Origin of the sequence: Paenibacillus tundrae (assembly GCF_030812775.1) — a bacterium.
Taxonomy (GTDB): domain Bacteria; phylum Bacillota; class Bacilli; order Paenibacillales; family Paenibacillaceae; genus Paenibacillus; species Paenibacillus tundrae_A.
The window spans coordinates 344237-355709 of the sequence record NZ_JAUSTI010000007.1 but is presented as its reverse complement, the minus strand read 5'-3'; the positions used below and the strand labels follow the sequence as shown (position 1 = coordinate 355709).

8 protein-coding genes are annotated in these 11473 nt (G+C 42.2%); 6 read left to right on the top strand and 2 right to left on the bottom strand.

The features are described from left to right. Positions 1–164: 164 nt before the first annotated feature. Positions 165–1133 carry a bile acid:sodium symporter family protein gene (locus J2T19_RS15240; RefSeq protein WP_145047524.1) on the bottom strand — a complete coding sequence of 323 codons (969 nt, stop codon included), beginning with the start codon at positions 1131–1133 and terminating at the stop codon, positions 165–167. Positions 1134–1287: 154 nt separating this feature from the next. On the opposite strand from J2T19_RS15240, the gene J2T19_RS15235 reads away from it, so the two are divergent. The 4 genes from J2T19_RS15235 to J2T19_RS15220 all read left to right on the top strand — a co-directional run bounded on the left by J2T19_RS15235 (position 1288) and on the right by J2T19_RS15220 (position 6449). Further along, positions 1288–1755, top strand: a complete 468-nt coding sequence (locus J2T19_RS15235; RefSeq protein WP_307217108.1) for a DUF6376 family protein — start codon at positions 1288–1290, stop codon at positions 1753–1755. 159 nt (positions 1756–1914) lie between these two features. Further along, complete coding sequence (locus tag J2T19_RS15230; RefSeq protein ID WP_307217106.1) at positions 1915–2670, top strand: SDR family NAD(P)-dependent oxidoreductase; 756 nt, start codon at positions 1915–1917, stop codon at positions 2668–2670. Between the two features lie 475 nt (positions 2671–3145). After that, entirely contained in the window at positions 3146–3943 is a 798-nt protein-coding gene (locus J2T19_RS15225; RefSeq protein ID WP_307217103.1) for a sulfite exporter TauE/SafE family protein, read from the top strand. 124 nt (positions 3944–4067) lie between these two features. Further along, positions 4068–6449 (top strand): polyprenyl synthetase family protein, encoded by a 2382-nt coding sequence (locus J2T19_RS15220; protein WP_307217101.1) that lies wholly within the window; start codon positions 4068–4070, stop codon positions 6447–6449. 229 nt (positions 6450–6678) lie between these two features. Here the strand turns inward: J2T19_RS15220 and J2T19_RS15215 are convergent, their stop codons facing one another. Beyond that, complete coding sequence (locus J2T19_RS15215; protein WP_307217099.1) at positions 6679–8445, bottom strand: ABC transporter substrate-binding protein; 1767 nt, start codon at positions 8443–8445, stop codon at positions 6679–6681. Between the two features lie 177 nt (positions 8446–8622). Between J2T19_RS15215 and J2T19_RS15210 the strand changes: the two genes are divergently transcribed. Next, positions 8623–9855 (top strand): MDR family MFS transporter, encoded by a 1233-nt coding sequence (locus J2T19_RS15210; protein ID WP_307217097.1) that lies wholly within the window; start codon positions 8623–8625, stop codon positions 9853–9855. 150 nt (positions 9856–10005) lie between these two features. Then, a complete protein-coding gene (locus J2T19_RS15205; RefSeq protein ID WP_307217095.1) occupies positions 10006–10821 on the top strand; it encodes a copper amine oxidase N-terminal domain-containing protein in 816 nt (271 codons plus the stop codon). Positions 10822–11473 lie beyond the last annotated feature (652 nt).

Sequence of the window (11473 nt, the reverse complement as noted above, 5' to 3'; positions counted from 1 at the left end):
TTTCGCCATAAAAAAATATCCCCTCCAAGTCTCACTTGAACCCTCATGATAACATGAAGGTTTTTTTAAGTGTCTACTTAAAGGGGATAATACCACACCTGGTGATGGTTTTTTTTGTCGTTTACAGATCTTTTGGCATGATGATACATCATCGTACGATGTTGTTATGCAGCGGATGTCTTATCTGACTTCTGCAGCAGTTGAGAACGACGACCCAATAGGTACCCTGATAAGGAAGCGAGCATCTGCTGGAACACCATACCGAGTACAACGGGAACCGCAACGGGTGGTGGAAAATAAGTAACAGCCAGTACCGCACCAGCACTAATGTTACGCATGCCTCCGTTAAAGACCAGTGCGACCTGATCGGCCTCATCCCAGCCGAGTACTCGGGCAATGAAATAACTTAGGGCATAGCCAAATGATGCGAGAAAAACAATAATCACTGCAAGACCAGCTAATTTCCAGTTGAAATTAGCTAAGTAAGGTGCAACCACAGAGCCATTAATCGCAACGACGGCTGCCATAAATAGTTTGGATAACGGATTCAATCTTGGTCCCCAGACGGGAACAATTTTACCCTTGGTCCATTCATTTAACAGCATGCCAACCAGTGAAGGGACAACGATCATCCAGAACAGACTGCTCATCATGGCAGCGGTGTCCAATGATACACTTGTGCCGATCAACAGTGACAGCACCCCTGGAACTACAAAGGGAGCAAGCATTGTATCAATAAGGATGATGGAAAGAGTCAGTGCAATGTTGCCTCGATAGATACTGACCCAGATGAAGCTGCTGATACCTGTTGGAATAACTGCGGCAAGAACAAGCCCAGTAATCGTATATGCATCTGTTGGGAAAACCAAATGACCCATCCCTAACGCTATTACAGGCATTGCTAAATGTAAAATAAACAAACAAACAAATAACGGAAAAGGTTTCTTCAGGACATTCAGAAAATCTCGTATCCCCAGACTGATACTTCCCGCAAAGGTCATGAAGGCAAACAACCATGGTGACAAAAAGGTATAAGAAGAAAGAAAACTACCGCATAGTACACCAATAACAATACTGACTGGAGTAATGAGTGGCATAATGCGGTTCAAGCGTTGATTCAATGCTTGAAGCATATGCAAGACATCCCTTTATCGTATGATGATTATATTATACATCTTAATTGTCCTAAATGGAGGCTACATTTGCCATAAGGTGGATTAAACAGCTATCATGGATGTGAAAATGACTTTAATTTTAGTTTGAATTTTAGAAAAAAGGAGAGATTTCATGATCAAAATTAGAAAACGTAGCTGGATGCTGACAGGGCTTCTTGCTTCAAGTCTTTTCGTAATTTCCGCCTGCTCTGTCGTTGAACAAGCGAATGAAAGTTTGAATTACGTCAGTGGAGCTACAGAATATATAGAACAAATATCCAGCGCGGGAGCAGAGCTGCAGCAGCTTGCTTCCCAAGCAGTTAATAATGCAGAGGTAACCACTCAGATTCAAGAGAAGATCGACCACATTCAAGCTGAGGCTAGTGAGTTCTCACAATTAACTGCACCTGCAATTGGAGAGAGCATTCATGAGAATCTGGTGGGTTATAATGATCAACTTACGGAAGTCATCAACCAATGGGAAACGACAATTGCTGAGCAAGGGTTCACAACTGAAAATTGGGAGAAGACAGGGATACCTGAATTAATTTCCAATATTAATCGTTTGAGTGATCCGTTAAGCGGTCTTCAGAGTGAGTAAAAGGGAATACTCCGACTATTATATGCTCTGACGCAATAATCTAGCTCATGATCTAACCCGTTATTGGCTTTTATGGGAGGCATGAATATTCATTTTGGGTAAAAGTTACACTAAGGTGTAAATCGTATTCGAGATCATGTACCCAAAGGAGATCTATTTATGGCTGAACATCATGGAAAAGTTATTATTATTACCGGTGGCGCAAGTGGTATTGGTAGAGAAACAGCACTTCAACTGTCAGATCAGGGAGCAACGATTGTCGTAGCGGATTTCAATGAAGAAGGTGCAAAGCAGGTTGCTGCTTCGATTGAAGCAGGCGGTGGAACAGCAGCGGCATACAAAGTCGATGTATCCAAGGGCGATGAGATCAAGGCGCTTGTCGATTGGACAGTTGATACATTCGGGACACTCAGTGGTATTTTCAATAATGCCGGAATTGGGCTTGTAAAACCTTTTCTGGAGATGGATCCAGAATCCTATCACAGAGTCATCGATGTAGATCAGCATAGTGTTTACTATGGGATGTACTATGGTGCGAAGAAGATGGTTGAATTGAACGTGTCAGGAACTATTGTTAATACAGCCTCCATCTACGGAAGTGTGGCAGCAGTAGGGAGTTTCAACTACAATGCAGCGAAAGCAGCTGTTGTGATGATGTCTAAATCCGGCGCGCTTGAACTCGCAGAGCATGGCATCCGTGTAGTTGGCGTTGCCCCGGGTTTCATTAATACACCGATTCTTGGTGACAATCAAGAGGTTAAGGATGCGCTTGCTTCGCAACATATGAGTGGTAAACTCATTCAGCCTGAAAAGGTTGCCAGTGTCGTTACGTTCCTGTTCAGTGATGCAGCAAGTGCGGTAAATGGATCAACAGTTGCAGTCGATGACGGATTCTTAAGCTTCAAAACGAGGTAAGGTGTAAGGCTTACATTAAGAGGATGTTAAGTATGTTAGCTTTAGCAGATGCAATTTACCAAAAAAAATCAAAAAACGGTGCTGAACGATTAATCGTTCGCACCGTTTTCTATTTATCTTAATCCATACCAAATTGAAAGAAATGTTATGGTGTCATCAACGATCGTGATACAATAAACAGATATGTTTTATCATTTTGTGGTGTCATAAACAATGCGTACTCCAAGAGAGCCATAGCTTTCTTCCTTGTATTGACAATTAGAGCAGGCTTTTGTAGAGCAAACGCCATCGTGTTGAACTTGTAATTTTTCGTTGCAGTGTGGACAATTGTTATCAAAAAGAGTCTTCAACACGTTGAACATGCTTAATCACTCATTTCGGATTAATTTACTTGGGATTATTATATCCGATTTTGGGGCAGACGTATACTGTTTTCGTTATATTTTTTGCGGAATTTTGAAAGGGAGAAAAACCGATGGATGTTATGCTTTTTATCATCATGTTTATACTTGGTCTAACGGGTTCATTCTTCTCCGGATTGTTAGGTATAGGCGGAGCAATCATAAATTACCCACTTTTGCTGTATGTTCCTTCACTCGTAGGATTGCAGCCTTTCTCGGCACATGAAGTATCTTCGATTAGTATGTTTCAGGTGTTTTTTGCCTCATTGTCTGGGGTGATTGCCTATCAGCGAAAACAAAGACGTACACCACATCTGAAGTCGTATATTCATCAAGGTCTAGTCGGATATATGGGAACCAGCATTCTTGTGGGCAGTCTAATCGGAGGGTCGGTATCCGGTTATCTGAGCGAGCAAGTGATTAATCTGATCTATGGGATTTTGGCGGTGATTGCGATTGTTCTTATGCTAATCCCTAGCAGAGGAACGATAGATAGCTCTGAAGATTTTAAATTTAACAAAGGCATTGCTTCAGTTACTGCTGGAGCAGTTGGTATCGTCTCAGGTATTGTAGGAGCAGGCGGAGCGTTCATTCTTATTCCGATAATGCTCACAGTACTCCGTATTCCAATCCGAATAACCATTGCCTCATCGCTTGCGATCGTATTCATATCAGCTATTGGGGGCGTTCTCGGGAAAATCTCAGGAGGGAATATATCGCTTGAGCCCATCATATATACTGTCATTGGTAGCCTGATTGGCGCTGCCCTGGGTTCCAGAGTAAGTTCGATGATTAATGTGAAATTGCTAAGATATGGATTAATTGTGCTTATCGCATTTACCGCGGTGAAGGTGTGGTCTACTATTTTATAAATGTGATTTGCAGTAGGTTGAACATACGTATCAATTTCGTAACCAAAATGTGATATCGCCTTATACCAATTAAGAACATGAGCTGACGAAATTAACACTAATAGAAGTTGAGGTATTTCATCCTATGAATAACGCATTGATTGAGCGAGTTGATGCAGAGTATGGGCAAGCCGAGCAAAAGGCAGCGCAGTACTTTGCTTCCCTCCATGAACAGCTTATGAATCATACGTATACGACTGAACTTACACAAGATATTCATGTATGGCAAAAGAAACACATTCATCGCTTTCCTTGGTTGTCCTTCCTATCACGAAGTAAACGAAAACCAGACCCTCAAGACGTTCAGCGTTATATTCACTGGTTGAATGTGTCGGGGAAATTAGACGATTATCTAGATCGCAGTATTTCGTATATTTATATGAGAGATTTAGGAAAAGCGCTGGATTCTCCAGATACACCGGCTCGCATTCAGCGAGTTGTTCAGGATACCAAACGGTACTTTTTACAATCTGCATCCCAATCGAACAGTGAGCCGGATTATATCAGTTTGGCTGCCTTGTATCGCTGGTCTCAGAAGGAGAATGTAGAATCTGCAGTCATCTGGGTAATGAACAAACTGAAGAGCGTGGCAGCTAACATTCCTGAGGAATTGGATGCAGAGAATGCACAGCGTAAGCTGATCAAAATCATTCTTGGTGTCGTACTTCACGTTACGGATGATATGAATGAAGAGACACCCTCTGATGAACGTGTTCAGCGATTAGATGCAGCAATTCGGTTGGGGTATTCTTACGGATTAACCTATCCATTTATTGATGATTTGTTGGATTCGCAGGCACTCACTATAGAAGAGAAGGAACAGTATTCTCTTATGATCCGTGAAGCACTCCTGACAGGTGTTGTTCCAGACATCAAAGAGTGGAAGGGGGAGCATCACGATGTCATTCAATATGTGCATGCGGAGTTGCGCGAGGCATTTGAGTACATTCATAATTATCAGCGACCCGAGACACAGCGTACCTTTTTACAGCAATCTTATGTGTTTTTTCAATCCCAGGAGATAGATCGCGCCAAAGCGTTATCGAACCCTCACTACTCGAATGAGGAATTATACATTCCAATCATTATCAAGTCTTCTTCTTCACGACTAATCGTTCGTTCGGTTCTTAGTGCGACAGAGGATGAAGGGTTTGATCTACGTACTTTTTATTATGGGATTTATAATCAACTTGCGGATGACTTTGCTGATATGTTTGATGATCTGAAGGAGGGGGCGGTCACCCCATACACATATTATCTGACGTATCGCGATCAGCGACCGGATCTTATTAATCCTTATGAGCTGTATTGGACTGTAATCTCGCACCTGATCCATGACGTATATCATTCAGATGATCAGACCCGTGAAGTCATACTCGACCGTGCCATCAATGGGCTTAAGCGCTGTAGAGAACGTCTGGGTCAGCCTAAATATAATGAAATTATGGACATTCTGGCATCCAGCCAACCGGAGTTCAACCGACTTGTACAGAAAATGGTACAGAAAGCCGATGATGTCGATTTCTTGGATAAATTACTTCGTGATCAGGTTGTGATTCATCTACGGCAGGACAAGAAGGAAAAGCAAGAGTTTGTAGATACGATTCGGACGGTTCGTGAACAGATCAATAGGGAGCTACAAATCCCTAAGCCAAACGGACTTCATGAAATGAAAGAAATCCTTATTGATGCGGCGAACTATAGCCTACAGGGGGATGGTAAGCGAATAAGGCCCATTCTGACCTGGGTAATGGGAGTGCGTGAATACGGTTTGCAGGAAGCAGCGATTGTACCGCTCTTGCGATCGCTCGAATATATGCACACTGCCTCGCTTATTTTCGATGATCTGCCTACACAGGACAATGCACCAACTCGACGCGGCCGCTCCACTTTGCATCACTTGCATAATAGTGCAACGGCAGAATTAACTGGTCTTTACTTGATCCAAAGAGCTATTGGAGAGCAGTCCTCGCTAGATCGTTTCGATGCCCAAACGGTACTTTCTCTCATTCGTTACTCTGCCCAAAAAGCCGAGGATATGTGTATGGGGCAGGCGATGGACTTGAATTCCAAAGGCAAAGTGCTGAACCTGGAGCAACTGAACGAGATCTGTTTCTACAAAACAGGCATTGCGTTTGAAGCGGCACTCGTTATGCCGGCTATTTTGGCTCAGGTACCGGAATCGGAAATCATCACGCTGAAAAAATTCGCCTATCATGCAGGTATCGCTTTTCAAATTAAGGATGATCTGCTTGATCTAGTCGGAGATCATCTGGTGCTCGGCAAACCAGCAGGTCAGGATGTGCGGAACAACAACTCGACCTTTGTATCCATTCTTGGTGAAGAAGATGCGAAGAAGGAGATGTGGGAACACTACTGCCAGGCTACGGATGCCTTGCATGAGATGCGTAAGACTATTCCTTTTCTCCGACATTTGTTAGATTATATCATTGGGCGTGAGCGATAAGTCATTCAAGCCAACGAAACAGGATACCTCTTAAGTTTCAAAGTAACAACAATTGTAGTATTCTGTGAGAAATGTATTTAACGGAAGTCACGTTATCTCGTTACTGATCTACTCAGCCAAATAATATTGATAGCTAAACCGCCTTTACACAAAGGCGGCTTTTTTATATAGACACAACTCAAATCAGAGTACAGTTAACTTTTGTTGTATAGATGTTTGATTGGAGGGTCTATTGATCCTTAATCCACAGCTTGGAAATGTCCATATAGCCAAAATCAGCTGTTTGCATGCCAAATAAACTTTGGTTCAGCTGAGCACGTTTGTTCATATGACATCCATGTAAAATCCAGTCATTATCCCTCAGCAAATTCTCGGCTTCATCTAACAGTTGTGCACGTTCATGGCTATCAAGCTGTCCGAACGAATCTAGTTTTTGTTCTAACTCGTCTATTGAATGAGGTGCCATGCAGATATGAAGGTGATTCGACCGATTCGTGAAAAAATGAATCATACCATATTGCCAATCCTCCTCCAAAATTTCTTCAGCTAAAATTAGATCGGCATTCATCGCATTAGTAGGATACAGACACTCATTCGTCGGTGACAGTTCGATATTTAAGCCAATTTGCTGTGCTCGTTGTTGAAGCCAGTTGGCCGCTAAGACATCCTTGTTCTCCGAGTACGATAATATAAGTGTCTCACCCAGATATCCGCTGCTATGTAGCAGATCACGTGCTTGTTCAAGTGAGGATGGAATCCAATAATGCTCGGCACTTTTCCATGGCAAAAGGCTGTTTGCAGGTGTAATGCGATTGCCTCCCAGTTCTGCTACTAGTGAAACAGGATCATAGACCATTTTCATTGCTTTCCGAAACTTGGGATGATGAAAGATACCAGGTTTATTAAAATTGAACAATATATATTGACAGCCCAGAGCAGGATAATTGAAACTGTTGGTTTGTGCGTAGTGAGTAGATTGCTCCAATCGATCTGTTCCGGGTAGTTCATAGTGACGCTCATTGGACTCAAGATCCGGTACAAACCAAAAATGGACTTGATCAAGGTAAGGACGAATACCGTAATAGTTATCAAATGCGCTTAGTTTCAGTAAATCCTCATTGATCTCACTAATCTGAAAAGGCCCCGTGCCAATGAGTTGTTTGGATACATCAACATCGTACGGGAGGATCGTCATTGGAATACAACTGAACAAATGCAAGAAGAATTGATTAGGACGGCTCAAATAAAAGCGAATGCAGTAATCTCCCGCAACTTCGATCCGTTCAATGTCACGATATAACCCAATAACTGGACTATTTACACTTCGTAGACGCTGTAATGTAAATTCAACGTCTTCAGATGTCAACATTCTATTGTGGTGGAAGCGCACACCTTTACGTAAATAGAAGGTCCATACTTGATGATCCTTGCTACCTTCCCACATGTGGGCTAGATCAGGCAGGAATGTTTCGGTTTTGGCATCGTAGGTCACCAATGTACTGCATACCTGCCCAAGCAGGTAGGTTTCAAAAGCATTATATACAAATGCGGGATCGAGATCTGCCAATCTACGTGATCGCATCATACGCAGAACATCCTGACCCGAAGAGCTTTCCGCATGGCTGTGAAATCCCATTTGTTTATATAACGAATCTAACAATTGTTCCCGAAGAGTCTCATTGTTCTCCATCGTGCCAATGAATTCAATGGCTTCCTTCATCTTACCTTTCCTCATGAGTTCCAAAAAGCGATCTTCCATGACCTCATTCTCACTGTGGAGCAAGGTTAATGTAGAATGATGACCTCTGCCGATCCCTGGCTGCCAGTGGATAAAGCCTTTCTCTTCCAGCTTTCGCAAGATGAATTTAACATTTCGAGGCGTGCAACATAGGACAGTGGATAGTGTATCGATCGTTACGGGAACCGGTGTATGTAGTTTAAATGTAACCTCATTCGCTGTTGTAAGTCGCATATAATGCGCGGTTGTTGTGTCCAAGAAAAGATAATCTCCTTTATAAAAGATGTTGATCAAATTAGAGTTCAATAAAAGGTGAAATGTCTATTTAATTTCTTACACTTTTATTTCCCCCTTTGTTCTATACAATTATACATAATTCAACAGACGAAGGGCAGACCTTCTAGACATTAACAACAAGAACAGGAGAACATACGAATGAAGCAACATTTAAGACAGATTCACCCTTTAGCTTGGACAATCATTGTTGGAACGATGTTTGGCCGTCTGGTAACTTCGATGAGCATTCCGTTTCTATCGATTTATCTGACGAGTGTGCTTGGAGCAACACCGACGGAAACTGGCTTCACAGTCGCTGTCAGTTCTTTGGCTGGAGTGATGGTGAGCTTCTATGGCGGCTATATCTCAGATCGGATTGGTCGTAAAGTGGTTATGCTGGTCTCCATTTTTTGCTGGGCAGGGGTCTTTTTCATCTTTTCCGAGGCAGAGTATTTATGGGTGTTCTTTGTGGCTAATACACTCAATGGGTTATGTCGCGCTGTCTTTGAGCCAACGTCACGCGCACTGTTATCTGACATTACCCCACCAGAGAACAAACTGCTCGTATTCAATCTGAGGTATGCTGCTATTAATCTTGGGGTTGTATTTGGTCCAATCATTGGATTTCAATTGGGGTCAGCGCAATCGACTTTTCCATTTCTGATCTCTGGACTTGTATACATCGCTTATGGTCTTGTGTTAATTGTACAATTCCAGCTTCAACATGCTAATCTACCACAGCCCTCGAAGGCGAAGGCACCACGCTTGCGCGATGCATTGGCTACGGCTGGACGTGATCGTGTATTTTTGCCAGTACTGATTGGAACGACATTCTGTGTACTTGGTTATGGACATTTTAGTTCAACACTTGCCCAGTACATGGAGCGTAGTACATTGTTTGATAATGGAAGTCAGTTGTTTTCTTATATGTTATCGCTTAACGCTGTGACGGTGCTAATCGTGCAATATCCTATTGTACGTGCATTTCGAAATGCACCGCCGCTTGTACCGCTCATCTGGGGTAACCTTTTGGTTGCCGCAAGTTTATTACTGTTCGGTATGGCGAGTGGCGCAGCTCTACTGATGGTCAGTGTTGTATTATTCACCATTGGGGAAGTGTTGTTATTTACGATGATGGATATGCTGATTGATCGAATTGCGAAGCCAGAATGGAAAGGGACGTACTTTGGCACGATTGGCTTTAACAATTTTGGTAATGTTATGGCGCCGATTATGGGTGGTTTATTACTAAGCCAATTCGGAGGACATGGAATAGCTGTATTTCTTCCGCTTGCGTTGATCACGGCGATTGGACTTCCTTTTTTATGGATTGCCCATAAGCGACTGATCATAAGGGAGCGGGAGGCTCACGCCGTACAGCAGAATGCTTAAACTAATGTATTTCATCACGAATGTATGTGTGGTTTGTTTACAGTGATCTGAACTTTTTTAAATGTGTTTACAGTAACTTCTATGCGGCATGAAGCGTTACTTAGGATAGAGAAAAGTGAAAAACGATCATCTATACCTAGGAGGTTGAATATGTTTAAGAAGGTCGTATCCGTATGCGTTGCATCCGTGCTCTTCGGCATAATGGCAGTACCTGGATTAGCGGAAACGAACCGAGCGGAGATTCATACTGGGGTCATTGTGAATAATCGGGTTCTCATTCCACTTCGGGCGGTATCACAGCATCTGGGTGCAAAGGTACAATGGGATACATATTCGAAGAGCATTCTTTTGACCAAAAATGATAAAAAAATTGCTCTGGCCGTTAATTTCAAAAATGCCATTGTTAATGATTACGTTGAATCTATGGATTCACCCGTTGAGTTGATCCATGCAACAGCATATGTTCCGCTCCGATTTGTCAGCCAAACGTTAGGAGCCGAGCTACAATGGAACAAGGAAGCCAAGCAGGCAACTGTTAGTCTTGATAATCACCATATCATGGTTAGCGTGCAACCAGATTCCGTTCAAATTCCTGATGCAGAGAAACTGACTCAAGCCCGATTGAATGAACTGTTAACCAAATTAGATGAAACGTCCAATATGCCAGATATTAAACAGATAAGGGCGTATTTTAAGCCTTATTTTACGGAGCAATTGATTCAATCTATTCTTGATGGACAGCAGTTGCAGGGTGAAGGAGTGCAATTTGGTGCTGCAGAAACGGGCATTCATTATACGAGCAGAACTACTGCAACATTGTCTCAATCTTATGTTCTTGGAAATACATTAACCGGTGACTCCCATTATGTATATGATCGAAATGTTGAGCTATTATACAGCAGAGGAATATGGAAGGTGCATAAGATAAAAGTCTACCTTAGAAATATTCCATACTTAGGCTATTAAGCGTACGTAGCATACGTTCACATTATTAATCATATGAATTAAATAACAATTCAGTAAATATGTTCTTGACGTACTGACCTATTAGCGAATACAATAAACAACAAATATGTGAGACGGGTGGGTGTAGTGATGATGTTCATGCCAATGATATCTAATCGATAACTGAATACGCATGAGCATGATGACACAACCATTTGCGTTAGAGTACATGTTCAAGAAGACGGGGTTTCCATGCCGAGAAGATGGGATGAAACTAGAAAAAAATCGACTTTTTGAATGACCTCTTAAAGATAGCGTCTGGCAGTCCTGTTTATGCATCCTGTCATGGACGCTCATCCGTAGTGCGAATGTCAAGGAGAAGGCCAGTAACGTTACATAATCTAATGGTATTCTTCTTGTTATAGAAGCCATAGATGAACTTAGTTCATCTATGGCTTTTTGTCGTGCACTGCAAGCAAACGTTTCATCAGAAAGGGGGCGATCAAGGATGTGAATTAGGTATACGTTTGTTCGTGTTGGCTCGTGAAGAGATGCAGAGTCAAGTTTTAGCGTTGATTAGGTTTTGGAATTGTCGTAATCGTTCAGAAACAAAAATAAATGATAGGTAGGAGAATGTGAAATGGTACAACATCAATACAATCATAGAATTCAT

Bases quoted from the DNA above. Each gene is read 5' to 3' on its own strand.
- J2T19_RS15210 (WP_307217097.1), top strand. From the start codon at position 8,623: ATGAAGCAACATTTAAGACAGATTCACCCTTTAGCTTGGACAATCATT.
- J2T19_RS15205 (WP_307217095.1), top strand. From the start codon at position 10,006: ATGTTTAAGAAGGTCGTATCCGTATGCGTTGCATCCGTGCTCTTCGGC.
- J2T19_RS15230 (WP_307217106.1), top strand. From the start codon at position 1,915: ATGGCTGAACATCATGGAAAAGTTATTATTATTACCGGTGGCGCAAGT.
- J2T19_RS15220 (WP_307217101.1), top strand. From the start codon at position 4,068: ATGAATAACGCATTGATTGAGCGAGTTGATGCAGAGTATGGGCAAGCC.
- J2T19_RS15240 (WP_145047524.1), bottom strand. From the start codon at position 1,133: ATGCTTCAAGCATTGAATCAACGCTTGAACCGCATTATGCCACTCATT.
- J2T19_RS15225 (WP_307217103.1), top strand. From the start codon at position 3,146: ATGGATGTTATGCTTTTTATCATCATGTTTATACTTGGTCTAACGGGT.
- J2T19_RS15235 (WP_307217108.1), top strand. From the start codon at position 1,288: ATGATCAAAATTAGAAAACGTAGCTGGATGCTGACAGGGCTTCTTGCT.